Origin of the sequence: Herbaspirillum sp. NPDC087042 (genome assembly GCF_044745245.1) — a bacterium.
Classification (GTDB): Bacteria; Pseudomonadota; Gammaproteobacteria; order Burkholderiales; family Burkholderiaceae_D; genus Herbaspirillum.
Genome location: NZ_JBIUZW010000010.1, coordinates 61,977 through 86,279 on the forward strand (window position 1 = coordinate 61,977; position 24,303 = coordinate 86,279).

30 protein-coding genes and 2 tRNA genes are annotated in these 24,303 nt (G+C 58.9%); 18 read left to right on the forward strand and 14 right to left on the reverse strand.

What is annotated here, in order from left to right; all coding sequences use genetic code 11:
• The 6 genes from hisI to tatC all read left to right on the forward strand — a co-directional run.
• Nucleotides 1-451, forward strand: a 451-nt coding sequence (hisI, locus tag ACIPHN_RS14745; protein WP_400437328.1) for a phosphoribosyl-AMP cyclohydrolase, incomplete at its 5' end; no start/stop codon positions are given.
• Nucleotides 448-786 carry a phosphoribosyl-ATP diphosphatase gene (locus tag ACIPHN_RS14750; RefSeq protein WP_400437329.1) on the forward strand — a complete coding sequence of 113 codons (339 nt, stop codon included), beginning with the start codon at nucleotides 448-450 and terminating at the stop codon, nucleotides 784-786. The genes hisI and ACIPHN_RS14750, both read left to right, overlap by 4 nt.
• Before the next feature lie 37 nt (nucleotides 787-823).
• Nucleotides 824-1,204 carry a histidine triad nucleotide-binding protein gene (locus ACIPHN_RS14755; protein WP_400437330.1) on the forward strand — a complete coding sequence of 127 codons (381 nt, stop codon included), beginning with the start codon at nucleotides 824-826 and terminating at the stop codon, nucleotides 1,202-1,204.
• A gap of 70 nt (nucleotides 1,205-1,274) precedes the next feature.
• Nucleotides 1,275-1,481, forward strand: a complete 207-nt coding sequence (gene tatA / locus ACIPHN_RS14760; RefSeq protein WP_198984723.1) for a Sec-independent protein translocase subunit TatA — start codon at nucleotides 1,275-1,277, stop codon at nucleotides 1,479-1,481.
• Nucleotides 1,482-1,629: 148 nt separating this feature from the next.
• Nucleotides 1,630-2,157: a Sec-independent protein translocase protein TatB gene (gene tatB / locus ACIPHN_RS14765; RefSeq protein WP_400437332.1), complete on the forward strand. Its 528-nt coding sequence runs from the start codon at nucleotides 1,630-1,632 to the stop codon at nucleotides 2,155-2,157.
• Nucleotides 2,158-2,199: 42 nt separating this feature from the next.
• A complete protein-coding gene (gene tatC / locus ACIPHN_RS14770) occupies nucleotides 2,200-2,973 on the forward strand; it encodes a twin-arginine translocase subunit TatC (protein ID WP_400437334.1) in 774 nt (257 codons plus the stop codon).
• A gap of 78 nt (nucleotides 2,974-3,051) precedes the next feature.
• On the opposite strand, the gene ACIPHN_RS14775 is transcribed toward tatC, so the two are convergent.
• Together ACIPHN_RS14775 and ACIPHN_RS14780 are read right to left on the reverse strand one after the other, a co-directional pair.
• Entirely contained in the window at nucleotides 3,052-3,741 is a 690-nt protein-coding gene (locus ACIPHN_RS14775) for a DUF2461 domain-containing protein (RefSeq protein WP_400437335.1), read from the reverse strand.
• 28 nt (nucleotides 3,742-3,769) lie between these two features.
• Complete coding sequence (locus ACIPHN_RS14780) at nucleotides 3,770-4,951, reverse strand: Do family serine endopeptidase (RefSeq protein ID WP_400437337.1); 1,182 nt, start codon at nucleotides 4,949-4,951, stop codon at nucleotides 3,770-3,772.
• 48 nt (nucleotides 4,952-4,999) lie between these two features.
• On the opposite strand from ACIPHN_RS14780, the gene ACIPHN_RS14785 reads away from it, so the two are divergent.
• Nucleotides 5,000-5,752: a Nif3-like dinuclear metal center hexameric protein gene (locus tag ACIPHN_RS14785; protein WP_400437562.1), complete on the forward strand. Its 753-nt coding sequence runs from the start codon at nucleotides 5,000-5,002 to the stop codon at nucleotides 5,750-5,752.
• Nucleotides 5,753-5,773: 21 nt separating this feature from the next.
• On the opposite strand, the gene mscL is transcribed toward ACIPHN_RS14785, so the two are convergent.
• Nucleotides 5,774-6,211, reverse strand: coding sequence for a large conductance mechanosensitive channel protein MscL (gene mscL, locus ACIPHN_RS14790; protein ID WP_400437339.1), 438 nt, complete (start codon nucleotides 6,209-6,211; stop codon nucleotides 5,774-5,776).
• A gap of 292 nt (nucleotides 6,212-6,503) precedes the next feature.
• On the opposite strand from mscL, the gene petA reads away from it, so the two are divergent.
• From petA to ACIPHN_RS14820, 6 genes are all read left to right on the forward strand, one after another.
• Nucleotides 6,504-7,112, forward strand: coding sequence for a ubiquinol-cytochrome c reductase iron-sulfur subunit (gene petA, locus ACIPHN_RS14795; protein ID WP_400437341.1), 609 nt, complete (start codon nucleotides 6,504-6,506; stop codon nucleotides 7,110-7,112).
• A gap of 2 nt (nucleotides 7,113-7,114) precedes the next feature.
• Nucleotides 7,115-8,521 carry a cytochrome b N-terminal domain-containing protein gene (locus ACIPHN_RS14800; RefSeq protein ID WP_400437342.1) on the forward strand — a complete coding sequence of 469 codons (1,407 nt, stop codon included), beginning with the start codon at nucleotides 7,115-7,117 and terminating at the stop codon, nucleotides 8,519-8,521.
• 23 nt (nucleotides 8,522-8,544) lie between these two features.
• A complete protein-coding gene (locus ACIPHN_RS14805; RefSeq protein WP_400437343.1) occupies nucleotides 8,545-9,309 on the forward strand; it encodes a cytochrome c1 in 765 nt (254 codons plus the stop codon).
• A 98-nt stretch (nucleotides 9,310-9,407) separates the two neighbouring features.
• Entirely contained in the window at nucleotides 9,408-10,019 is a 612-nt protein-coding gene (locus ACIPHN_RS14810) for a glutathione S-transferase N-terminal domain-containing protein (RefSeq protein WP_198984714.1), read from the forward strand.
• Nucleotides 10,020-10,167: 148 nt separating this feature from the next.
• Complete coding sequence (locus ACIPHN_RS14815; RefSeq protein ID WP_400437345.1) at nucleotides 10,168-10,656, forward strand: ClpXP protease specificity-enhancing factor; 489 nt, start codon at nucleotides 10,168-10,170, stop codon at nucleotides 10,654-10,656.
• A gap of 25 nt (nucleotides 10,657-10,681) precedes the next feature.
• Nucleotides 10,682-10,757: transfer RNA gene (locus ACIPHN_RS14820), tRNA-Thr, on the forward strand.
• A gap of 181 nt (nucleotides 10,758-10,938) precedes the next feature.
• Here the strand turns inward: ACIPHN_RS14820 and ACIPHN_RS14825 are convergent.
• Nucleotides 10,939-11,769: a hypothetical protein gene (locus ACIPHN_RS14825; RefSeq protein WP_400437347.1), complete on the reverse strand. Its 831-nt coding sequence runs from the start codon at nucleotides 11,767-11,769 to the stop codon at nucleotides 10,939-10,941.
• Nucleotides 11,766-12,284 carry a tyrosine-type recombinase/integrase gene (locus ACIPHN_RS14830; RefSeq protein ID WP_400437349.1) on the reverse strand — a complete coding sequence of 173 codons (519 nt, stop codon included), beginning with the start codon at nucleotides 12,282-12,284 and terminating at the stop codon, nucleotides 11,766-11,768. Before ACIPHN_RS14830 ends, ACIPHN_RS14825 begins: the two co-directional genes overlap by 4 nt.
• 79 nt (nucleotides 12,285-12,363) lie before the next feature.
• Between ACIPHN_RS14830 and ACIPHN_RS14835 the strand changes: the two genes are divergently transcribed.
• Nucleotides 12,364-12,440 (forward strand) — tRNA-Met (locus ACIPHN_RS14835).
• Nucleotides 12,441-12,500: 60 nt separating this feature from the next.
• Here the strand turns inward: ACIPHN_RS14835 and ACIPHN_RS14840 are convergent.
• From ACIPHN_RS14840 to ACIPHN_RS14855, 4 genes are all read right to left on the reverse strand, one after another.
• Nucleotides 12,501-12,857, reverse strand: a complete 357-nt coding sequence (locus tag ACIPHN_RS14840) for a hypothetical protein (protein WP_400437350.1) — start codon at nucleotides 12,855-12,857, stop codon at nucleotides 12,501-12,503.
• Nucleotides 12,858-12,988: 131 nt separating this feature from the next.
• Nucleotides 12,989-13,240 (reverse strand): hypothetical protein, encoded by a 252-nt coding sequence (locus tag ACIPHN_RS14845; protein ID WP_400437352.1) that lies wholly within the window; start codon nucleotides 13,238-13,240, stop codon nucleotides 12,989-12,991.
• A gap of 153 nt (nucleotides 13,241-13,393) precedes the next feature.
• On the reverse strand, nucleotides 13,394-13,834 hold the full coding sequence (locus ACIPHN_RS14850; RefSeq protein ID WP_400437354.1) for an Imm50 family immunity protein: 441 nt from the start codon (nucleotides 13,832-13,834) through the stop codon (nucleotides 13,394-13,396).
• A 26-nt stretch (nucleotides 13,835-13,860) separates the two neighbouring features.
• Nucleotides 13,861-14,745 (reverse strand): helix-turn-helix domain-containing protein, encoded by an 885-nt coding sequence (locus ACIPHN_RS14855; RefSeq protein ID WP_400437355.1) that lies wholly within the window; start codon nucleotides 14,743-14,745, stop codon nucleotides 13,861-13,863.
• Nucleotides 14,746-14,924: 179 nt separating this feature from the next.
• Here ACIPHN_RS14855 and ACIPHN_RS14860 point away from each other — a divergent pair, with 179 nt between their 5' ends.
• The 3 genes from ACIPHN_RS14860 to ACIPHN_RS14870 all read left to right on the forward strand — a co-directional run bounded on the left by ACIPHN_RS14860 (nucleotide 14,925) and on the right by ACIPHN_RS14870 (nucleotide 17,030).
• Nucleotides 14,925-15,797 carry an NAD(P)H-binding protein gene (locus tag ACIPHN_RS14860; protein ID WP_400437357.1) on the forward strand — a complete coding sequence of 291 codons (873 nt, stop codon included), beginning with the start codon at nucleotides 14,925-14,927 and terminating at the stop codon, nucleotides 15,795-15,797.
• Between the two features lie 24 nt (nucleotides 15,798-15,821).
• Nucleotides 15,822-16,013, forward strand: a complete 192-nt coding sequence (locus tag ACIPHN_RS14865) for a hypothetical protein (protein ID WP_400437359.1) — start codon at nucleotides 15,822-15,824, stop codon at nucleotides 16,011-16,013.
• Nucleotides 16,014-16,238: 225 nt separating this feature from the next.
• The gene (locus ACIPHN_RS14870) at nucleotides 16,239-17,030 is read left to right on the forward strand and encodes an SDR family NAD(P)-dependent oxidoreductase (protein WP_400437361.1); all 792 of its coding nucleotides are present in this window, start codon (nucleotides 16,239-16,241) and stop codon (nucleotides 17,028-17,030) included.
• 87 nt (nucleotides 17,031-17,117) lie between these two features.
• Here ACIPHN_RS14870 and ACIPHN_RS14875 read toward each other — a convergent pair whose 3' ends face one another.
• Nucleotides 17,118-17,879 carry an alpha/beta fold hydrolase gene (locus ACIPHN_RS14875; RefSeq protein ID WP_400437564.1) on the reverse strand — a complete coding sequence of 254 codons (762 nt, stop codon included), beginning with the start codon at nucleotides 17,877-17,879 and terminating at the stop codon, nucleotides 17,118-17,120.
• Nucleotides 17,880-18,043: 164 nt separating this feature from the next.
• Here ACIPHN_RS14875 and ACIPHN_RS14880 point away from each other — a divergent pair, with 164 nt between their 5' ends.
• Entirely contained in the window at nucleotides 18,044-19,486 is a 1,443-nt protein-coding gene (locus tag ACIPHN_RS14880) for an HD domain-containing phosphohydrolase (protein WP_400437363.1), read from the forward strand.
• Between the two features lie 216 nt (nucleotides 19,487-19,702).
• Here ACIPHN_RS14880 and ACIPHN_RS14885 read toward each other — a convergent pair whose 3' ends face one another.
• The 4 genes from ACIPHN_RS14885 to ACIPHN_RS14900 all read right to left on the reverse strand — a co-directional run bounded on the left by ACIPHN_RS14885 (nucleotide 19,703) and on the right by ACIPHN_RS14900 (nucleotide 24,122).
• A complete protein-coding gene (locus ACIPHN_RS14885) occupies nucleotides 19,703-21,991 on the reverse strand; it encodes a hypothetical protein (protein ID WP_400437365.1) in 2,289 nt (762 codons plus the stop codon).
• Nucleotides 21,988-22,728, reverse strand: coding sequence for a hypothetical protein (locus ACIPHN_RS14890; RefSeq protein WP_400437367.1), 741 nt, complete (start codon nucleotides 22,726-22,728; stop codon nucleotides 21,988-21,990). Before ACIPHN_RS14890 ends, ACIPHN_RS14885 begins: the two co-directional genes overlap by 4 nt.
• A 151-nt stretch (nucleotides 22,729-22,879) precedes the next feature.
• Nucleotides 22,880-23,299, reverse strand: coding sequence for a hypothetical protein (locus ACIPHN_RS14895; protein WP_400437368.1), 420 nt, complete (start codon nucleotides 23,297-23,299; stop codon nucleotides 22,880-22,882).
• Between the two features lie 367 nt (nucleotides 23,300-23,666).
• On the reverse strand, nucleotides 23,667-24,122 hold the full coding sequence (locus ACIPHN_RS14900; RefSeq protein ID WP_400437369.1) for a hypothetical protein: 456 nt from the start codon (nucleotides 24,120-24,122) through the stop codon (nucleotides 23,667-23,669).
• Nucleotides 24,123-24,303 lie beyond the last annotated feature (181 nt).

The following is a 24,303-nucleotide window of genomic DNA, read 5'->3' on the forward strand; positions in this document are numbered from 1 at the left end:
GCCGGTGATCGCCCAGGAAGTCGGCAGCAATGACGTGCTGATGTTCGCCTGGATGAATCGCGAGGCGCTGGCACGTACCGTCGAGATCGGCCAGGCCGTCTACTGGAGCCGCTCGCGCAAGAAGCTGTGGCACAAGGGCGAGGAGTCCGGCCACTTCCAGAAGGTGCACGAGATCCGCCTGGACTGCGACGAGGATGTGGTGCTGCTCAAGGTCGAGCAGGTGGCCGGCATTGCCTGCCACACCGGCCGTCATTCCTGCTTCTTCCAGAAGTTCGAGGGCAATGCCGACAGCGGCGAATGGGCCACCGTCGAGCCGGTCCTGAAGGATCTGCCTCCGGGGGCCGGTGGCGGTCCCGCCGTGGCGCCCACCGAACCCGTAGAAGACAAGCCCAAGCGCGTGCGCAAGCCGGCCGCTTCCAAGCCGGCCGATAACGACAAGACCCCATCATGAGTGAAACCCTGAAGCGACTGGCCGAAGTCATCGAGTCGCGCAAGCTGGCCAACGGCGGCAATCCCGAGAAGTCCTACGTGGCCAAGCTGTTCGCCAAGGGCGACGATGCCATCCTCAAGAAGATCGGCGAGGAAGCCACCGAAACCGTGATGGCCGCCAAGGATGCCCGCGTCTCGGGCGACAAGTCCAAGGTGCTCTACGAGTGCGCCGACCTGTGGTTCCATTCCATGGTCCTGCTGGCCCAGTTCGAGCTGACGCCACAGGATGTCCTGAACGAGCTGGCACGCCGCGAAGGCTTGTCCGGCCTCGACGAAAAAGCCGCCCGCAAGGATTGAACGCGGCGACCCACCCCCCTCATGCTGGAGAATGGCGTTGGATAATTGCATTTTCTGTAAGATCGCAGCAGGCCAGATCCCGTCCAAGAAGATCTACGAGGATGAGGACCTGATCGCGTTTCACGACATCAACCCGGCCGCGCCGGTGCATTTCCTGATCGTGCCGCGCCAGCACGTGGCCACCCTGGCCGATTGCGGCGAGCAACAGGCCGCGCTGCTGGGCAAGATGCTGACCCTGGCGCCGCGCCTGGCAGCCGAGCTGGGCTGCGGCTACGGCGTGGATGCCGAGGGCAAGCCCACCGGCGGTTTCAAGACCCTGATCAACACGGGGCCGGATGGTGGCCAGGAGGTGTACCATCTGCACATGCACGTGATCGGCGGTCCGCACCCGTGGCGGGTACGCTTCGTGCAACAATAAGGTTTCGCCGGCCCGGGGGCTGGCAGGTTTGTTCGTACACAGGGCAGGGATGTCCGCTTAGGAGAAGAGAATGGGTTCGTTCAGTATTTGGCATTGGCTGATTGTTCTGGTGATCGTGATGCTGGTCTTCGGTACCAAGAAGCTCGGCAACATGGGTTCCGACCTGGGCAAGGCAGTCAAGGGCTTCAAGGATGGCGTCAAGGGCGCCGAGGAAGAAAAGAAGGACGCAGCGGCCATCGACGTGCAGGCCAAGGAAAAGGACAAGTCCGGCAGCTGATCGCACAGTGCCCGTCGCCCTGGTGCGGCGGGCCTGACCCTTGCGTTGCATGGTTTGCCCCTGCCGCCTGCGCCCGGTGCCAGCTCTCTGGCTTCCAGGCGTCCTCCTGCACACAGTGTGCTGTTGTTCCTAATGTCCACACAGACTCATGATTGATATCGGCCTTTCCAAGCTGGCCTTGATCGGCGTGGTCGCGCTGGTCGTGATCGGCCCCGAGCGCCTGCCCAAGGTGGCGCGCATGGCCGGCACCCTGTTCGGCCGGGCCCAGCGTTACATCAACGACGTCAAGTCCGAAGTCAGCCGCGAGATCGAACTCGACGAGCTGCGCAAGATGCAGAAGGACGTGGAGCAGGCCGCCAGCGACGTGAGCGGCAGCATCCACAAGAGCATGTCCGATACCGAGGCCTCGATCAACGATGCCTGGAACGGTGGCGATGATTCCTCCGGTTCCGACAGCGCCGCCGCCGGTGGCGCCAGCTGGAACCGTACGCCCGACGCCTCGTTGCTGGCGATCAAGGCCAAGGCCTTCCGCCGCAAGAAGCTCTCGCGTACCACCGGCGTGCCGGCCTGGTACAAGAACCAGAGCGGACAACGTACCCGCGTGATCTCGGCATCGGCCCGCGTGGCCAAGTACCGCCGTCCGGTGGGCAGCGGCAAGTCGGCTGGATTCTTCTAATGGGGCCTCTCGCCTCCGACCTCAACACATTGCTCCGAATCCATGGCTGAAGAAAACACCCAGGCCGAAGACACCTTCATCTCGCACCTCATCGAATTGCGTAGCCGCATCGTCAAGGCGGCTGCGGTGGTGCTGGTGGTCTTCCTGTGCCTGATGCCCTTTGCGGCTCACATCTTCGACGTGCTGGCCGCGCCGATGATCCATGCGCTGCCGGCTGGCAGCAAGATGATCGCCACCGGCGTGATCACCCCCTTCCTCATCCCCATCAAGGTCACCATGCTGGTGGCCGTGTTGATCTCGCTGCCCTGGGTGCTGTACCAGCTGTGGGCCTTCGTCGCCCCCGGCCTGTACGCGCACGAGAAGCGCCTGATCGCGCCGCTGGTGGTGTCGTCCTCGCTGCTCTTCGTCACCGGCGTGGCCTTCTGCTATTTCTTCGTGTTCGGGGTAGTGTTCCCCTTCATCAACAACTTCGCGCCCAAGTCGGTGTCGGTGGCGCCGGATATCGATAGCTACGTCGACTTCGTGCTGACCATGTTCGTGGCCTTCGGCGTCACCTTCGAGGTGCCGGTGATCGTGATCGTGCTGGTGCGCATGGGCCTGGTGCCACTGGCCAAGCTGAAGCAGATCCGCCCCTACGTGATCGTGGGCGCCTTCGTCATCGCCGCCGTGGTGACCCCGCCGGACATCATGAGCCAGCTGATGCTGGCCGTGCCGCTGGTGCTGCTCTATGAAGTCGGCCTGCTGGTGGCGCCCATCTTCGAGCGCGCCACCCGCGCTCCGGAGACCGAGCCCAGCAGTTCCGGTTCATCCGACTAGCCAGTCCCGCGCACAATGACAAAGCCCGCTTCGTGAAGCGGGCTTTGTTTTTGGGGATGAGGCCGACGGGCAGGGCGCTTATTCTTCCGCCGTCACCAGGGGAATCTCGCGCAGCCACTTCACCAGCGGATGGGCATCCTTGAAGCCGCCCAGCACCTCGGCGCCGAGATCGGCCGGGATCTTCTTCTTGATGGACGTCTCGGTCCAGACGATGAAGCTCTTCAGTTTCACGTACTCGATATTGGGGCTGTCCGGATCGAAGCCCTTGGGCGGGCGCTGCAGCTTGCCTTCTTCCTGCAGGTCGCCATAGGTCTCGACCAGCTTCTTGTTCTTGCGCATCTTGCCAAAGCCCGCCGCATCCTCCACCACCCGATTGCGGATGGCGCGCAGGCGCTCGGCCGGCGGCATGTATTCGCCCCCCGCGATGAGCAGCTTGCCCTGCTCGTCGATATGGAAGTAGTAGGCCGGACCGCCGCCCTGGCTGGGCTTCTTCAGGCCGCTGGCCGTGATGGCGGCGGAGAAGTGGGTCTTGTAGGGCCGCTTGTCGTGGGAAAAGCGCATGTCGCGATTGATGCGGAACAGTGCCTTCTTCGGATTGCAACCAGCGATGGCCGGATCGAACTTGCTGATCTCGGCGATCAGCTGGATGGTCAGCGCCAGGAACTCCTCGCGCAGGATGTCATAACGCGGCTTGTTCATCACGAACCAGGCGCGGTTGTTGTTCTCGGACAGTTCGCCCAGGAACTGGATCAGGTCACGCACATGCATGGAATTACGCTCCTCGGATCGGGTCGGTTTACTCTTCGTCGCTGTCATCGCTCTTGGGCGGTGGCGGACGCTTGCCCACGGTGATGTTGAGCTTGGTCTCCTGCGACTTGCGCAGCACCGTCATGGCGATGTCCTGGCCGGGCGTGAGTTGCGCGATGACGTTCAACATCTCGGTGGTATCGGCCACCGGCTTGCCGTCGATGCTCACCAGGATGTCGCCCGGGCGCATGCCGGCACGATCGGCCGGGCCGCCCTTGAGCACGCCGGCGATGATGGCGCCGTTCTTCTTGCCCAGGCCGAAGCTCTCGGCCAGCTCAGGCGTGATGTCCTGTGGCTCCACGCCGATCCAGCCGCGCACCACCTGGCCATGGCTGATGATGGCTTCCATCACCGTCTTGGCGGTCGACATGGGGATGGCGAAACCGATGCCCAGGTTGCCCCCGGTGCGTGAATAGATCGCGGTGTTGATGCCCAGCAGATTGCCGTTGGTGTCCACCAGCGCGCCGCCGGAGTTGCCCGGGTTGATGGCCGCGTCGGTCTGGATGAAGTTCTCGAAGGTGTTGATGCCCAGGTGATTGCGGCCCAGCGCCGAGACGATGCCCATGGTCACCGTCTGGCCCACGCCGAAGGGATTGCCGATGGCCAGCACGACGTCACCCACCGAGCTGTTCTCCGGATGACCCAGGGTGATGGCCGGCAGGTTGGGCAGGTCGATCTTGATGACCGCCAGGTCGGTCTCGGGATCGATACCCACCACCTTGGCGCTGGCCTTGCGACCATCGGCCAGGGCCACTTCGATCTTGTCGGCCGCTTCCACCACGTGGTTGTTGGTCAGGATGTAACCCTGCGGGCTGACGATCACGCCCGAGCCCAGGCTGGACTGCTTGTCATCCTGCTGCTGCTCGTCGAACTGGTCGCCGAAGAACTTGCGGAAGAAGGGATCGTTCTGGAACGGGCTCTTCTGAGGACGCGCTTCGGTGGTAGTGAAGATGTTGACCACCGAAGGCATGGCCTGGCGCGCCGCATGGCGATAGGAATCCAGTGCGGGCGCGTTGGGGGCGGCTTCCTGCATGGGCACCATCGATTGTGCCGGTCGCGCCCGTGAATTGAAGGCGCCGGCGATCCAGTCCGGCTTCAAGGTCGCTACAATGAACCACAAGGCCAGACCCACCGTCACGGTCTGGGCAAACAACAGCCATAAACGTCGCATAAAGAATTCTTGGTTTTGAAATCGGATGAGGAAGAAATGACCCGTCACATCAACAGGAGCGAGTTCTCAGCTTTCTTGGGACAGACGCTCAACGCTGCACAATATCGCGATTATTGCCCAAACGGCTTGCAGGTGGAAGGCCGCGCCACGATAGGGCGCGTGGTCACTGGTGTCACGGCCAGCCTGGCGCTGATCGAAGCGGCCCTGGAATGGGGCGCCGACACCATCCTGGTCCATCACGGCTACTTCTGGCGCGGCGAGGACATGCGCGTGATCGGCCAGAAGCAGCGTCGCCTGAAGCTCTTGCTGACCCATGATGTCAATCTGTTCGGCTACCACCTGCCGCTGGATTCCCATCCGGAACTGGGCAATAACGCCCAGCTGGCGCGTCGCCTCGACCTGGAAGCCAGTGGCCGCTTCGGCGACAACGACATCGGCTGGGTCGGCCGTTGCCACTCGCCATCGGTGAAGACCGCCGCCGACCTGGCCATGCTGATCGAAAAACGCCTGGGCCGCATGCCGCTGCTGATCGGCGATCCGCAGCAGCCCGTGGGGCCGGTCGCCTGGTGTACCGGTGGGGCGCAGGGCATGCTGGGCGAGGCCATCGAGGCCGGTGCCTCGGTCTACATCAGTGGCGAGATTTCCGAGCCCACCGTCCATCTGGCGCGCGAGACCGGCACCGTCTATCTGGCAGCCGGCCATCATGCCACCGAACGCTATGGCGTGCAGGCGCTGGGCGAGTTCGTGGCCCGCCATTTCGGCATCGAACACCGGTTCATCGATATCGATAATCCGGTGTGATGTCGGGCAAGGGGAGCGGGCTCAGGCCTGCTTCTTGAGCGAATCGCGGATTTCGCGCAGCAGCAGCACGTCTTCCGGTGTCACCGCGGGCGCGGCCGGTGCGGCTTCTTCCTGCTTGCTGGCGAAGTCGCGCGCCTTGTTGATGGCACGGACCATCTGGAAAATGATGAAGGCCAGGATCAGGAAGTTGATCATGATGGTCAGGAAATTGCCGTAGGCGAATACGGCACCGGCCTTCTTGGCCTCGGCCAGCGGCAGGCCATAGGCCTGGCCATTGAGGGGCAGGTAGTAGTTGGCGAAATCGAGCCCGCCGAAGATCTTGCCCACGATGGGCATGATGATGTCTTCGACCAGCGAGCTGACGATCTTGCCGAAAGCGCCACCGATGATCACACCGACGGCCAGGTCGACCACGTTACCCTTGATGGCGAAGGCGCGGAAATCTTTGAGCATGCTCATCTTTGGTTTCTCCTTTGAAAGTTGCTGTTTAAACATGAGGCGGACTTACAACGGGTTATAGCCTGCCTGGCGGCAAAAGTAAATTGCACATCTTCTGACGCCGCACCGCAAAAAAACAGATAAAAAGAGCAGTTTGACAATGGGTTGCGCTGCGTCAAATCTTATTTTCCCGCAGTCGCTACCATATCGGCCGTTAGCTACAAAACCCTATTCAGCTTATATATAATCAAAAAGTTGCATGAGGGTCACTTAGAAGGTCCACGCTAACTTACATTTGGAGAATGGGGTCTTTATGACTGACGAGAATCAGGTCGACACAAGTCGACGAGGTTTGCTTGTTGCGACTTGTGCGGCCGGAGGTGTAGCGGGCTTGGCCACCGCCGGAGCGTTTGTCTCCACGCTACAACCTTCAGAGCGCGCCAAGGCAGCCGGCGCACCGGTAGAAGTGGATATTTCATCGTTGACACCGGGCGAGATGCGCACCGTCGAATGGCGCGGCAAGCCGGTCTGGATCCTCAAGCGTACGCCTGAAATGCTCGAGTCGCTGAAGAAGACCGATGCCGACGTCGCCGACCCCAACTCCAAGCGTACCGATTTCTCCGAGACGCCCGACTACGCCTTGAACGAATGGCGTTCCATCCGCAAGGACATCCTGGTGGTGGTGGGCATCTGCCCGCACCTGGGTTGCTCCCCCAGCTCGCGCTTCCAGACCGGTGCCCAGCCCTCGCTGCCCGACAGCTGGCAGGGTGGTTTCCTGTGCCCCTGCCACGGCTCGACCTTCGACCTGGCCGGACGTGTGTACAAGAACAAGCCGGCGCCGGACAACCTGCAAGTCCCGCGCTACATGTTTGAAGGCGAAAACAAGCTCGTCATCGGCAAGGACGAGAAAGGGGAGGCTTGATCATGGGAGCATTCCACGAAAAGAAGTTGCCTGACGACGCGCCAGTCTCGGCCAAGGCCCTGAACTGGGTGGATGCACGCTTTCCGCTGACTGCCACCTGGAAAGCCCACCTTTCCGAATACTACGCTCCCAAGAACTTCAACTTCTGGTACATCTTCGGTTCGCTGGCCCTGCTGGTGCTGGTGATCCAGATCGTCACCGGCATCTTCCTGGTGATGCACTACAAGCCTGATGCGACCCTGGCCTTTGCCTCGGTCGAGTACATCATGCGCGACGTGCCCTGGGGCTGGCTGGTGCGCTACATGCACTCCACCGGCGCTTCGGCCTTCTTCATCGTGGTCTACCTGCACATGCTGCGGGGCCTGCTGTATGGCTCCTACCGCAAGCCGCGCGAGCTCGTGTGGCTGTTCGGCGTGGGCATCTTCCTGTGCCTGATGGGCGAAGCCTTCTTCGGCTACCTGCTGCCCTGGGGCCAGATGTCCTACTGGGGCGCACAGGTGATCGTGAACCTGTTCGGTGCGATCCCCTTCATCGGCCCGGACCTGTCGCTGTGGATCCGTGGTGACTACGTCGTCTCCGACGCCACCCTGAACCGTTTCTTCTCCTTCCACGTCATCGCCATTCCGCTGGTGCTGATCGGCCTGGTGGTCGCACACATCATCGCGCTGCACGAAGTGGGCTCGAACAACCCCGACGGCGTCGAGATCAAGGAAAAGACCGATGCCAATGGCGTGCCCCTGGATGGCGTTCCCTTCCATCCGTACTACACGGTGCATGACATCTTCGGCGTATCGATCTTCCTGCTGGTGTTCTCGGCAGTGGTGTTCTTCGCACCCGAGATGGGCGGCTACTTCCTGGAGTACAACAACTTCATCCCGGCCGATTCGCTCAAGACCCCGCCGCACATCGCCCCGGTCTGGTATTTCACGCCGTTCTACTCGATCCTGCGTGCCACCACGGCTGATTTCATGGGCTGGCTCATTGCCGGTGTGGCGGCCTATGTGGCGCTGCTGGTATTCAAGTCGCGCCTGACGGCCAAGCTCAAGATCGCCGCCATCGTCATCGGCCTGGTGGTGATTGCCGGCATGCTCAAGTTCGACGCCAAGTTCTGGGGCGTGGTGCTGATGGGCCTGTCGGTGGTGATCCTGGGTGGCCTGCCGTGGCTGGACCAGTCGCCGGTCAAGTCCATCCGCTATCGCCCGGGCTGGCACAAGTACGTGTACGTAGTCTTTGGCATCGCCTTCGTCATCCTTGGCTACCTCGGCGTGCAGCCGCCGACCGCCATCGGTACCACCGTTGCACAGGTCTGCAGCTTCATCTACCTCGGCTTCTTCATGCTGATGCCTTGGTGGAGTGCCTGCGGTACCTTCAAGCCGGTACCCGATCGCGTCGTCTACCATCCGCACTAAGCCAGCCGCCAAAGGACAAGAACATGACATTGCTGAAGAAAGTGATTGCCGCGCTGGCGTTGCTGCCGGCGCTGGCCTGCGCCAATGAAGGGGGCTTCCCGCTGGATCACGCCCCCGATCGCACCAAGGATGTTGCCTCACTGCAAAACGGCGCCAAGTTGTTCGTCAACTATTGCCTCAACTGCCACTCGGCCTCGGCAATGCGCTACAACCGCCTGCGCGACATCGGCCTGACCGAAGACGAGATCAAGAACAACCTGATGTTTACGGGGGATAAGGTCGGCGACCTGATGAAAACCTCCTTGTCGCCGCAAGACGCCAAGGCCTGGTTTGGCGCCGCGCCGCCGGACCTGTCGGTGATCGCCCGCGCCAAGGCATCGGAGGCTGGATCGGGGCCGGACTGGATTTATACCTACCTGCGCAGTTATTATACGGACGACAGCCGTCCCACCGGCTGGAACAACATGTTGTTCCCCAATGTCGGCATGCCGCATGTGTTGTGGGAATTGCAAGGTACCCGCAAGGCCAAGTTCGTCGAGGAGAAGGACCCTCACGAAGAAGGCCGGACCATCCACAAGTTTGCAGGCTTCGAGCAGGTCAAGCCGGGCAAGATGAACACGGCCGAGTATGACAATGCCGTGGCCGATCTTGTTGCATATCTGCAATGGATGGGCGAGCCGGTGCAGAACACGCGCAAGCGGCTTGGTGTCTGGGTCCTGTTGTTCCTGGGCTTCTTCTCGGTATTGACGTGGCGTTTGAACGCGTCCTATTGGAAGAACATCAAGTAAAAAAGTACAATCACATATCCGCGCCGTTTTTGCGGAATTGCGTACCGGGGTGAGCGTTATGCGTCTCGCCCCCCTTTTGTTTTTAGGGCTCTGAAAAAATGATGGTTCTCTACTCGGGCACGACTTGCCCATTTTCGCAACGTTGCCGTCTCGTCCTGTTCGAAAAGGGCATGGATTTCGAGATCCGCGACGTTGACCTGTTCAACAAGCCGGAAGACATTTCCGTCATGAACCCCTACGGCCAAGTGCCTATCCTGGTCGAACGCGATCTGGTGTTGTACGAATCGAACATCATCAATGAATACATTGATGAGCGTTTCCCGCACCCGCAGCTGATGCCGGCCGATCCGCTCATGCGTGCCCGTGCGCGCCTGATGCTGTTCAACTTCGAGAAGGAACTGTTCGTCCACGTGCACACGCTGGAAAACGAAAAGTCCAAGACCGCAGAGAAGAGCCAGGAGAAGGCCCGCAACGAGATCCGCGACCGCCTGACCCAACTGGCACCGCTGTTCCTGAAGAACAAGTACATGCTGGGTGACGAGTTCTCCATGCTGGACGTGGCACTGGCACCGCTGCTGTGGCGCCTGGACCACTACGGCATCGAGCTGTCCAAGACGGCTGCTCCGCTGATGAAGTACGCCGAGCGTATCTTCTCGCGTCCTGCCTACATCGAGGCGCTGACCCCCTCGGAAAAGGTGATGCGCCGCTAAGCCGCATCGGTCGCGCTGCCAGCGGTTGCCGGCAGCGCGGCAGGGTTTGTTTGTCGTTGGGTTCACCCGCAGTCATCTTCATTTGCAGTTCCACCCCGGCCCAGCCGGCAGATGCGTGCTCCACCGCGTATCGCACACCACACCAGTCATGCAAGAAGTTTCCACCAAGCCCTACCTGCTGCGCGCCATCTATGAGTGGTGCACCGACAATGGCTACACGCCGCATATTGCCGTTGTCGTCGACAGCCGCACGCGCGTGCCGATGCAATTCGTCAAGAATGGCGAGATCGTGCTCAACATCAGTTTCGAGGCCACCAGCGGCCTGAAGATGGAGAACGAGGAAATTCGCTTCAGCGCCCGTTTTGGTGGTGTCTCGCGTGACCTCCTGATCCCCGTCGAGAACGTCATCGCCATCTACGCCCGTGAAAACGGCCAGGGCATGGCCTTCGAAGCCCCGACTCCGGCCACCGCCGAGAGCGTGCAAGAGGCCCCGGAAGCGGAAGCCAGCGCACCGGTACTGTCCTCGGTGCCAGTCTCCGAACCCGAGCAAAAGCCCGCCCAGAGCGCCGACCAGGGCGACGACGACCCAGAACCACCCAAAAAAGGTGGCCGGCCTGTACTGACACGCATCAAGTAGGCTATAATCGCCGGCTGAAGTTTTTGCTGGCTTAGCTCATCTGGTAGAGCACCTGACTTGTAATCAGGGGGTGGCGGGTTCAAGTCCTGCAGCCAGCACCAGTATTTAAAAGGCTCTCCGACCGGAGAGCCTTTTTCTTTTGCTTCGCAATTCTGGTTTTGCTTCGCAATTTTTGCACTTAGCTGATGTTGCTTTAAATCACTCGCATTCTCGGTGAATTTCCTCAAGCACTATGGACCTTGCGCAGACCTGGGCTTTTTGTTGGAAATAAGTTGTCCTAATTCAAGTTTTCTGGGTGTTCACCGGGAGTTTTTGGGGGCCATCCGGAAAAATCTCCTCTAGCCTGGCTACAAGAGCCTCTTGATACTCGGTGATTTGCTGATATTTTGACTTGCCGTTGTGCGCAAGCTCCCAAAGCATTCCAGCGGCCGAGAGAACAATCAACTCAGCATTTTTGGCGCTGAAATAGACAAAGCGCCATTCCATTCCTAAGTTAAGTTCTGGGTGGAGCATAGGAGCGTCGATTTTTCCGGATGGATGAACTGCCAAGTCTCTGCAACGATATATCTCTTTGATGTTCGCTCTAAACCCTGACGCCACCTTTGGCTTTAGCGAGAATGCCTGCCTAACGGTCTCAGCAATCTGTATGTGGCGTGCCGTTCTGTTCTTTCGCCATTGCCTGATAACCGATGGAGTGACAATTCCTTGTTCTTGTAGAACAGCATATGCAGCATCCCAGGAAATCGCGGCAGCCATAATTGCTTGCATGGACGCTTCGAACTCTGCTTCCAAGGTTTGCACTTTTAGCGATTCGTCAGTGCCTTGCCAAGCGATCTCGCGGTTGGCCTTTGCAATCAAGGCATTTTCGAGATGGCGTTTTGCAATCTGGATCCAAGTAGGGCAGACATCAAACCGAACATGTAGCGTAATCGGGTCTGCTTCGATTCCACCATCATCTCGAACTCGAATGGCGAGGTTTGGAATTGATACAGTCATTCCGCGGGTGATGTAGACGCCAGGCATATTCATTATTCGGAAAAGTAAAAATCTAACTTGGGCTCGACTATAAAAATGAAAATAGCTAGTTTGGGATTTTCCATCAAATGGGGTCATTCCGTTGGCGTCACTTTTCGGCCGCGTCGTTTTCGGACGTAGTTTTCCGTCATCACGACACTCGCGTGTCCGAGCTGCTGCTGAGCTTCGCGAATATCCTCGGTTTTGTCCGTTTTGTCGGTTGCCGCCTTCGCACGCAAGTCACGGAACTGAAAGTCATCGCCCTCGATGCCAGCGGCAGTTCTGGCGGCCTCGAATCTGAATCGCAGCGCCGATTTTCCCAGCGGTTGCCCATCTTCATTGACGATCAGACGTGTCGAGACCACGACACCGGAAATTCCGCGCTTTCTTGCCTTGATGCGCTCGATCAGCACCGCGAGCTTTCCTTCGATAGCGATGCGCAGCTTGTGTCCAGACTTGTTCTGTCGCACCTCGATGCTTCCTTCGCGCAGGTGCGTTTCGTCGATCTTCAGCAGATCCGCAGGCCGGCCGCCGGTGAGGTACGCAAGGTCCATCGCCTCGTGAGTCGGCACGTCGGCCTTGTCCCATACTGCCTTAAACGCGTCGATGCGCATGATGCAGCGTTTAGCAAAGCGCAATCCATGACTGGTACAAATTTTGCCTGGTTTCTGTGCTATAATCTTTTTCTTCAGACGCGGGGTGGAGCAGTCTGGCAGCTCGTCGGGCTCATAACCCGAAGGTCGTAGGTTCAAATCCTGCCCCCGCAACCAAATACAAAGAAACCGCTTAGGCTCTGGCCTACAGCGGTTTTTTCGTTTTGCGGGTAGTGTTCAGTGACCCACATAGCTGTCATCCACGGCAAGAGCTGGTTCGTCCGCAGAGTATCTTGAGGTTGAACCGAACATTTGCGAATGCCATGGGGCATTGCTGGCAGCAAACCAAGAGGAATTGGTTTGATTGACGAACTGAGCGAGTTCGCTCAGGTTGCCCTGATAACGATGATAAAGAGCAAGCAGCTCCCGAAGACTCTGAGCGGATAGCCTTTTGGAACGAAGGCGGATGTGTAGTTCCCTGCCGCAGCCTTTTACGGAGACTACTCCGGAGATAGAGTGCAACCATGAGAAAAATGCTGCTTCATCCCCAGCAGAGAAATAGCGCATGGGCGCCTGCCAGATAAGGGTAGCCATATCAGCCCTATAAGCAACGGACCATTACTGGATGGTGTTGCCAGCCAAATGACATGTTACGTCAGTGTTTGTAAATTGACCGAGGATGGGCGGGAAACCAAGTGTCTGAAATTGGCCGATAACTAACATCTTCAGCGATTCACAAGGAGAACGATTGCCGAAAAGATCATGCCCCAGAACACCAACACGCCCGCCAACCCCATCAACATGAGAATTTGGCTCAGATAGCGAAGATCTGACCGGGATTGGTGGAATTGATCATTCATCCTTGCGAGCAACAGGATGGCGAGCCCCGAACAAATCGTGAAGAAGATGGTGCCGCCGATACCGGCGGTGACAACCCGGTCACCCGCCTTCAACCACCAGGAATAGGAGTGATCCATGAAGCTCACTACCGTTAGCCATTGAAGCGATATAAAGACGATCGCAAGAACCAGTCCAAGTTTTATTTTCATCGGAAATGAGATGGTTTGATTTCAGGTCTTTTGGCATAGGACCAAGCCCAGGTCCGCTCCTGGCCGACAACGGATGTTCACCTAGTGATCGTCCGCGTTAGGAAGCATCTCCATCGAATCCACCTGGATCGATTTGCATCGAAAACTTCCTTCCAGGCCCCAAGAGGATTCGATTCTTACGCTCGCTTCCAACGTATCCGACATCGAGTCTACGGCGATCTCTATTGAATGTATGACGTTCTGGCCGTTGAAGTCCGAGATTGCGAGATCCTGAATGCCTAAAAAGACGAGATGAACAAGCATGTTCTTGTTCATCCTCAAATGATACTGTGCCGTTCCAAGCCCGATCGGCTCATATCGCCGGACGTGGATACTGAGGCGCATGGACGGTTTTTCCTCAGCATTCAGGCCCGCTTCGCGCTTGAGAAGTAACGCAACGACTTCGTCATCGTGAAATGACGGCCACTCCCCGAGTTCGGCCACTAATCGTTCTGAACCGCCGATGAAATCAGCAATATCCATTGGTGCACTCTAAGTTTGAGATCCATTCAACCCGGCAGTATCCTGCCCAGAACGATATCGCGCGGTGTCACACCATGTAGCCGCCTCATCCAGGAAGCCATGTGGCTCTGGTGTGCGAAGCCCGCTTCCAGCGCCACCTGGCTCATGCTCAGACGTCCCTGCACCAGCAGTGACCTGGCCCGTTCCAGTCGGCGCTGTACCACATGCCGGTGTACCGGCAAGCCCATGGTCTCGCGAAACAGTACCTTGAAATGCGGCACGCTCAGTTCCGCTACGGTGGCCAGTTCGGTCAGCGACAGGTTCTGGTCGAGGTTGGCTTCGATGTAGTCGATCACGCGCGCCGCGGTGCGCGCGGACAGCGTGCGCCGTTTGCGGTCCGTGGCGACTTCGGCGCCGGCCAGTCGCACGACCATCGCAGTGGCGAGACTCTCCGCGTACAGCGCATCGGAGGCGTCTTCCGCCTCAAGCTCCGCCAGCAGTGCCCAAGCCGCATGCTGGAAGCGCGCATCGCGCCATTGCAGCTGTGGCCTGATCGTCGCGGCGTCCGACGACAATCCCATTTCCTCGCAGGTCTTGCGCACAAACTGCTCGGCGAACCACACGCTGAAGATGGTGCAGTCGGCGTCGTCCGACCATTCGCCGTCCATGCCGGCCGGCACGATATCGGCGTCGCCATGGGCCTGCACGCGCACCGCGCGCGCCGTGTCACAGCGGCAGATCGCCTTGACGGGACGGCCCACGTGCACGCCCACGCGATGATGCGCGAACGCCGGGATGCGGTGCAGGCCGGCGGCGACCCGATACATCTCGGCGCCGAAGCCGGACCAGCCGAGCGGCTTGCTGGAAAGTAATCTGGTGCGCTGGCCAGAGTGCGGCATCAATGGAATGGGTTGCGGATGCTTGGTCGTCATCAAGGCTCCTTCGCATGGTGCGGATGTCGCATTCTGCGTCATTCCCGGGGCGGCGTGTGTATCACGTCCGATGTGTAGCGCAGATCGTCATCCGAATCTGCTTCCAGCCCTCCTTTCTTGCGCGTTTTTATTCGCAGCGCTCAGTAAGATCCGGATTCCTCAAATGAAGGAGGCTCATCATGTACGTGATTTTTGGGGCATCAGGCAAGGTCGGTTTCAGCAGTGCGGCGGCGCTGCGCAAGGCCGGCAAGGCGGTGCGCGCCGTGGTGCGCAAGCCGGGCCAAGGCGAGGCGCTGGCGCGCATCGGCTGCGAAGTGGCGATCGCTGATCTGAATGACGTGCAGTCGCTGCAGCGGGCACTCGACGGTGCGCAGGCGGCGCAACTGATCTGCCCGGTAGCGACGCATGCCGCCGACTCCGCGACTGCGATGCGCGTCATGATGCGCAACGCGGTGCAGGTATTGGGCGCGCATTCCGGCATCCGCGTGCTGGCTGTGTCGGACTACGGCGCCGAGCTTGAGGCCGGTACCGGCATCACCATGCTCTACCACGAGCTGGAGCAGCTGTTCGCGCAGGCCCTCCCTCGTCTCACGCTGTTGCGCTCGGCCGAGCACATGCAGAACTGGGCGCGCGTACTGCCAGTGGCGCTGGCCACCGGGTATCTGCCGACGCTGCACGCCCCCTCATCCACGCCGTTTCCCACCGTTTCGGCGCATGACGTCGGTGCCATCGCGGCGCAGCTATTGCTGGAGGAGAGGGACGATACGGACACGCGCCTGGTGAGCGTGGAAGGGCCGCACCGCTATAGCGCGGAGGATGCCGCGCGATTGCTGGGCGAGGTATGTGGTCGGGAAATCCGCATCCATGCGTTGCCGCGCGGGGAGTGGGCGGCCACGCTCGCGCGCGCGGGAATCAACGACGCGCTGGCAACGCTCATCATGGAAACCAACGACGCCCAGAACGGCGGTCGCATCGACGCCGAGGCCGGCATCGAGTTGCGGCGCGGCGCGACAGGTTTGCGAGAGGTGCTGGCTTCGCTGGTGGCGGCGTAGGTGGCATGCAAGCGAGGAGACGACATGCAATACCTGTTGAGAATGTGGGCTGACATGCCGTGTTCAGTCCTGCGGCGGCAAGATAGCGCCCGTCAGCGCCTGGAACGCGCGCTGTACCAATGCCTGCTCGTCCTGGCCCACCGGTTGCATTGCGACGAACTGGTGCAATTGCTGGAGGCGATACCCGACAACAACGATGACTTTCGCTGCCCCTGACCCTTGCCGATGATGAACCGCATCATCCTTTATCTTCATGGAGCGACATGCGCCTGGGGATAAGAATGAAAACACCCGTGCATTGTTACATTGTCAATGGCGTGCGGCCGATACCGGTCCGAGGTTTGGCACTTGCTGTTAGAGTGGCGTGGCGGCCGAGATGGCAAGCACCAGAAGACGCCCAATCCTGGCAGCATTTTCCGTAGTCAACCAAGGAGAAGTGACATGGATTTGCAACTGGAGGGCAAGTTCGCCCTCGTGAGCGGCAGCACGGCAGGTATCGGTTACGCGATCGCGCATACGCTGGCACGCGAGGGCGCACAGGTGATCGTCAATGGCAGGACGCAGGCGGGTGTGGACGAGGCTGTCGAGCGCATCCGTGCCGACAGCCGCGGCAAGGTCGAGGGCTTTGCCGGCGATCTCAGCCGGGCCGATGCGGCCAATGAGGTGGTCAGGCGCCATCCGGAGATCAGCATCCTGGTCAACAATCTCGGCATCTTTGAGCCCAAGGCGTTTGAAGATATTCCTGACGAGGACTGGTTGCGTTTCTTCGACGTCAACGTCCTCAGCGGCGTGCGTCTTGCGCGCCTGGTGCTGCCGGCGATGAAGCGGGCCAACTGGGGTCGCATCATCTTCATTTCCAGCGAAAGCGCCGTGCAGATTCCCACCGAGATGGTTCACTACGGCATGACCAAGACCGCCCAGCTGGCCGTATCGCGCGGCTTGGCGGAGACGGTGGCCGGCAGCGGCATCACGGTCAACAGCATTCTTCCCGGCCCGACCAAGTCGCGCGGCGTCGGCGACTTTGTCGACGACATGGCGAAAAACGCGGGCAAGAGTTTCGAGCAGGTCGAAGCCGAGTTCTTCCAGCATGTCCGGCCGACCTCGCTGATCCAGCGCTTCGGCACGCCGCAGGAAGTCGCCTCGCTGGTCGCCTACGTGGCAAGCCCGCTGGCCTCGGCGACTACTGGTGCAGCGCTTCGCGTTGACGGCGGTGTCGTCAAGAGCGCCTTTTGAGTCCGGCCACCTTCCCGGGCTAGCGACGTCCAGCGCGAAAACCCCGGCCCGCGAAAGCAGGACGGGGATGTGGTGGGCGCGCGTGGCTTACTTGCTGGCGGCAACGGCGTCCAGGATCACCTTGGCCACGTCCTCCGGGCGCGACTGTTGTGGCACGTGGCTGGTCGGCAGCTCGGTGGTCTTGGCGTTGATCTGTTTGGCAAAGGCGCGTTCCAGGTCCGGCTGGATCATGCGGTCGTTCTTGCTGACGATGTACCAGCTCGGACGGGTCTTCCAGGCGGCGGTGCTGACCTTCTCACCAAAGGCCTTGACGGCGATCGGGCCCTGGGTCGCGGCCATCACTGCGGCTTGCCCGGCCGGTACGTCCTGGGCGAAATCAGCGGCGACGGCAGCGGCAGGCAGGCTGGCGAAGCCGGCCTTGTCCACCGCCAGCTTGGCGATGCCCGGCGGCACCGGCAGATCCTTGCCCAGGTCGCCGGTGGCCTGGCCGGCGTCCGGTGCGAAGGCCGCCACGTAGACCAGGCTGGCGACCTTGTCATCGTTGCCGGCCTCGGTGATCACGGTGCCACCCCAGGAGTGGCCCACCAGCACCACCTTGCCGGGCTGGTTATCGATAGTGCGCTTGGTGGCGGCGACGTCGTCGGCCAGCGAGGTCAGCGGGTTCTGCACAGCGGTGACCTTGATGCCCTTGGCCTGTAACAGCGGAATTACCTTGGCCCAGTCGGAGCCGTCGGCGAAGGCACCGTGCACGATCACGACCGAAGCTTGCTCGGTGGGGCCGGCAGCCATGGCGCTGGCACCGGAGAAGGCGGCTGCGAGGAAGACGAGGCTGGTTTTCAGATTCAACATTGCTTTCATGACATGCTCCTTGATAGGGGGTGAGGTTCGGGTGGTCGTACTGAATCGGTGAAGCAAGTCTAGAAAAGTCCGGCCCGCGCCGGTATCGGTCAATTGACCGACCCGGCTGTCTTGGTCGCCTTGCCCACTTCCGCCATTGCCGCTAGAGTGCCGGCATGCCATCCGACAACATCCTTTCCACCACCGTCTCCGCCCGCGCTGCCGTGCAGTTGCTGGCAATGGCCGGTGACCTCAGCATGGGCCAGCCAACCGATCAATCGGCACGCTCGGCGCGCCTGGCGGGCCGACTGGCTCTGCTGGACGGCGCCGGCGCTGATGTCGCCATGCATGCGTGCCTGGTGGCGCTGCTGCGCTGGTCGGGCTGCACGGCCAATGCGGCCGGCTTCGCCGTCCTGCTGGGCGACGATGTTGCCGGGCGCGACGCCATGCTGCGCAACGCCTTGCCGGCCGGGCATCCGCTCACCTTCGCCAACGTCGAGCCGCTGGCGCGCATCCACTGCGAGGTGGCTGGCGACCTCGCCGGCATGCTGGGATTACCCGCCGAAGTCGAGGCTGGCCTGCGCCACGTGTGGGAACACTACGACGGCGGCGGCGCGCCGCAGCAGTTGCGCGCACCGGCGATTCCGGCGGTGGTTTATTACACCAGCCTGGCCGGCGATCTGGAGATCCTGGCGCGCACGGTCGACGCGCAGGCCGCGGTGCAGATGATCCAGACCTGGGGCGGCACCAAGTATCCGGCTGCGCTGGCCGCGCTGGCGGCAGAACATGCAGACGCCTTGCTGGCGGTCTTGGACGGTCCCGATGAAGACGGCGCCTTTCCGGCGCATCAGGTGGCGCTGTCTATCGTCGCTGACCTGGTTGAGCTGAAGTTACCCTGGCTGGCGGGCTATTCGCGGCGCGTGGCCGAACTGGCCGGGTGCGCTGCGGCGCTGGCCGGGCTATTGCCGGAGCAGCAGACAAGACTGGCGCGCGCCGCACTGATACACGGCGTGGGCCGCGCCTCGGTCTCCAACACGATATGGGAACGCGCGGGCAAGCCCAGCAGCGCCGACTGGGAAAAGATCCGCCTGGCCCCGTACTGGACCGCCCGCGCCGGCGCACTTGTGCCGGAGCTGCGCGATGAAGCCGCGCTGGCTTCGCACATGTACGAACGCTTGGACGGCAGTGGTTATTTCCGCAGCCATGAAGGCGATGCGCTGGGCATGCCACAGCGCCTGCTGGCCGCCGCCGGCACCTATGCGGCACTGTGCGCGCCGCGCCCATGGCGCAGAGCGTTGCAGCCGCAGGAGGGGGCACAACTGCTGGAAGAAGAAGCGCAAGCCGGCCGCATCGACGCGGCCGCAGCCGCTTTCGTGATTGCCGCCGCCGGCGGTGAAGGAGCGGGCGGCCAGGCACCTGCACGCAAGGGCTTGCTGTCGGAGCGCGAGGTCGAAGTCCTGCGCCGCATCAGCCTGGGGGAGAGCAACAAGGAAGCGGCGCGCGTGATGCAGATCAGCCCGTCCACCGTGCGCACGCATATGGAGAGCATCTTTCGCAAGCTGGGATGCTCCACGCGCGCGGCTGCCACCCTGAAGGGCTTGACGCTTGGGCTGATCTAGTCAGATGCGGCTATGCCAGGCGTGAGCGGGTTGCAGGGGCGGGGCGCTGTAGGGATCAGGGGATCAAGTCTCCTATTACCGGAAGCGGACACTTGACAGCATCTAGTCGTGATCAATGTCAGTCATTCTCGACTATCGAAAAAATCTTTATTGCCGGTCGGTATTGGTCTATTTTTCTCTGGTCTTTGACTTGCCAGAAGTCCTTTTCCGAGCGTATCAATAGTAGTATTTTGTTCGACGTGCCCATTCACTGTTTGGATACCATTTGTGCAACGCTACGAATAGGTCACGTGATAGCGTGGCATCCTCGACGCCACCGCGTGTGGAGTCTATTAATGTCGACATGACATAGGGAAGGCGCGAATCGGCACGATGTGATTTGCTCTTGCAATAGTCAAGCACAAAATGACCAAGGTAGACGGTAGGATCGCCCAATTTTTTCAGTGGAGCTGCCTCGGCGCCAATTGCAATGCCGTCACTGAAACCGGCGACACTATGCAACATCACTTGATCTGCCAGCGGGCTAAGACGAGGCGAGTCGCTGCTACTTCGAACTCCGTATTTTCCACGTGAAAGACCATCGGTCCACCACCATTTAGAACCGTACTGCCCTGTATGATTGCTGACACTACGCTCCCAAGTGCGAACATCGGCATCTATGGCAAATACCATTTGCGGTTGCGAAGCCAGTAACATCAACGACTCATCGCGCAAAGTATCTGCTGTCTGTGCTTTCATATAGGGAGAGAACCACGTCTCCAGTGCCGGATAACGCGTGAGCACGGCTTGCATCATTTTCTTAGATTCGATATGTCGTCCTAACGCTAGCGATCTAGTGAGCGCAGCATTTTCAAGGGCGCTCCGCATCGCTTCGTCCTGATCAACGAACAATTGTGCAAGTTGCCATAGTCCAGTGATGGAAATACCTGCGTCAAGCGCAGACCAGGCGGGAAATGCAACCTCTCGGCGGTCGTATCCTGCCAGCGCAGTTCTGGAATAAAACAATTGTTTTTTGAAGTCTTCTAAGTTCTTCGCAACCGTCACGCGCATATTTTGTAATAAAAACATGCTATCGAATGGAAACGTATTCGTACCCAGGGAGATGAGTCGATCAAGTTCTTTGCGTATTTGTTCGACCATCTTCGCCCGCGCGGGGTCGGTGGCGTCCATTTTTGCCATACCGACGTAGGCATCGAACATCAGGTGAAACTGCACGTATGCATAAGCAGGATGAGAGGGCTTAAGCGCACGCACAAGAGATTCGATGTCTGCTGGGATTGGTTTAGGAGCGATACGGTCAGCGTGCAGTAGCTCTATCGCTGCAACCGCCCATGGTAAGCCATGTTGAGTACGCCACTGTTGCAAGGCGTAGTCTAGGCATATCGGAATGCTCCCCCGCGGGCTGATGCGGTTGGGATTGGCACATTGAAAGATGCCGATCCAATCTAACATTGGTGCCGACTTGGTGTCGAATTCCTTGGGCGCGGCAGAATTCTCCATCGCTTGGTCCATCAACATTTCCATTTCGCGCAAATCTTCCGCGATGTCAGGGGCAGTTTCGATGTTGTCGTGTGTATTCAGCTTTTTTGCTAAGAGCTGCAAACGTTGATTGCGCTGATGGTTATCGTATTCGCGCACCATCATCAATCTGACCAAGCCATAGGCTGATTCATGCCACTGCGCCAACCTGGGATCGTTTCTTACTTCGCCCAGATACTTTCTTGCCCGAGTTTTTGCTTGTGCGATCTGTTCCGGGTCGCTACCGAGGTCCGCAGCACGCAGAGCTGCTCGCCCAGCAAGATATAGCCCGATGTTGGACCATGGTGACTTGGTGTCGGCTGCAATTGCGAGGAATGCTCGTTCGGCTTGATCAAAGCGTCGCGCATAAAAATGAGCGCTAGCTATCTGATAGGCGCGATCCTGGCGTGCATATTCAGGCTGATCCATTGGAAGCGCAACTGGCGTCTTGCCCGGGTTGCCGCAGTTGCTGAATACTTCGTCTTGAGCCTCTGTCCACGCAATTGTCAGTACGGTCGACGCGGTATCTCGATAGCGTTGCAAAGTCTTCCGCGCCATCTGGAATGCGTGTGGCAGGCAATTGTTGTAATAGATCGTGTAGCGCTGTTGTGTTGTACCAACCTGTCGCGTGCCTTCATACGAAGCGGTGCGTTGCAGATAGTCGTTTTTTGTCTTGAGCACAGCCGCGCGTGCAATTTGCCATTCGTCGATAGCGGCCTGAGCGACTTCCCAATCCGCTTTTTCCGGTGGCGTAAACGCCAGAATCTCGTTTTCACTAAGCGGCTTCTCGTCCATTTGTCGATAGGCAGCTATCAAATATCGTCTGAAATAGTCCGGGGCAAATACCCCGAGCGTACCTTTGAAGTACTGCGAATAGGGGTGGCGTGGAGCATACTGAGGCACGAACAAAGTTGTGTCGTCGTTACCGCTGGCACATGCGCCAAGTGTTGTAGTAAATAAGATCAATGAAAGCACAAGCCTTTTCATGATGCCTCGTCGATGTGGGTATTGAATTTAGCTTTGATTTGGAAGTAATCAGAACTCTGCCATGAGCGTGGACTAAACACATATATTCGCGAATAAAGCAGGCTTGATGGTATTGGCTCATCCAGCGAGATACCGACGCTGTTGCAGGCAGGCTCTGGAAGGCGTCCGGTAGCGGCAAGACGTTGGCGAATGCTCGTGCCGTCGCGCCCCATACGAAACAGCATTGGGATGGCCTCGTCCACGTTTAACGCTTGCATCCATCTGTCGTGCGCACACCAGGACGCCAGCGCGGTGACGGAAAAATGCAGATGGCCGGAGCCGATCCGTATTTCTTCGATCATGCGGCGATAGAAGTTCCGTGCTGATGTGCGTATCTCAAAATCGAGCTGGACACGACCACCTTCCTCCTCACCGATGTCTCGGCTGGCAGCTAGAACGGCATCTACGATTGCCTTACGTTGCGCGTCATTAAATACAGGATGATCTGGCGACATCGCGTCGATATGCACTACTGGGATGACACGGATCCCGGTTGGCACCATCAGGCGTTGGCGGCGTCCGTACACATAGGCTCGGTCACCCACTAAACGAACAGTGGTCATAATCGCCGCAACTTCAACATGACGCTCACCAGCAAGAAAACGAAGATCTTCATTGCGCTCCCACGCCCATAACACTAGTGTCACAGGGGGAGATGCAAGAGGTACTTGCGGCGTTGCGGCGCGCAGCTGCAACACGAAACACAAGACGACGCATAGATAGGGAATTGGTGATCGCATCGCTGCCAGGTCGCCTGTGGTCACCCTGAGAGGGGCAGCGCGACTTAGGATTTCCTTTGTTATTTTTAATTACCTGATGAACGTCTGCATCTGGCGCCGATTGCGGACGTCACAAATTGGCGTCCGAAGTAATCTCATTGAACGTAGGGGAGGCGGAAATGATGTTGAGACACTCATAGTGGCTGGTAACTACGTACTCTGCGACCTTTCCATTGCCGAAGTAGCCATGTTGTATTCCATTGTCGAGATGCGAATCTTGCCCCCGCCAACCACCGGCTTCTACCTGAAAGATGACTGAGCCCTGAGTGAAACTGGCGTACTCAATGTTGCAGGACCAAAACTCTCCCATTTCTCTCTCGTCCATAACGCGGAATGCCACCGTATCAGGAAAAACAATCAAATAGTTACGTTCTCCGTGACAAAGTGCCAAATGACATTCTCGTTTTGAGCTGCTGTAGGTAATGTCCGTGATTTCGAGATAGCCCTCCGGAACAATCAAAGTTGGATGACTTATGAGAATGGTTTTCATGGTGCCCATCGTGTTATAGATCGCAAACGTACAATTTGACATCCACTCCATTTCGGGAAATCGAATGTCTCTTCGACCAATTTAGATACGTGTGAAAATTCTAACGGCGATTTTGGCAAGAGCCTCTGACGTTCCAGTTAGTAGATTTTTTTACAGAATAATTTTTGGTACGCGCGCAGCTGAAAAGATGATCTTTCATGTGACATATTTGACGCTGAAGCAAGAAAGTTCTAGCGGAAAAATAGCTTCCGCTTCTAGCCTCAAGCGAGGCTATTCGCACAGATAACCTACGCTGTTGGACGTTGCGAGAGAACGAAAAACAACTCCTCTTCACTCTCGTCAAATGCCGCATCATGTCGGAATCCGACTAATCGCTCTGCCAGCATAATCGGGACATCGAAGACATAGTCGACATCCGTACGGCCATCCTGTCGCTGCAGCATCTCTGCACGGATCGCGTAAAAAAAACAGGCGGATTGCCCATCACATCAAGGTTCGTCATCCCGTCTTCGGCATCATGGGCAATAAACCATTGCTCTTTTCCGTTTTCCCAGCAAGCTGCCGTGCTGACCATGGCATGCTCTTCTACCTGGCATGCGACGATCGTTGTACCTGCAGAGAGCATACGCAGGAATTCCGGTTTCAATGCCGAAGGACTGGGGTGATCAAACCATACCGCGTACCATCCAGTGGGCAGTGCAATGCCCGCACGAGCGGATTCCGGCAATGACTGGCGTTGATTGGTCTCAGTTAGTCCCAATGCACTAAGTACCATCTCTTTCTTGTCGGACGGAGCAGCTAACCAGGATATCGAAAAACCCATTGATGGCCTCCATGCAATGTAAGTAGTTGCCTGTCCAGGATGCTAATGGACACCCGAACCGGAAACAACCGTGCGGAACGAAGCATCAGAAGCCAGTGCCCGGCCGGTTGTGGACCTTGAAAGATCATTTTGCTAAGTCGGTCAACGGTTCAAGTGCCACCTCTCGCATCTCATCATCGGG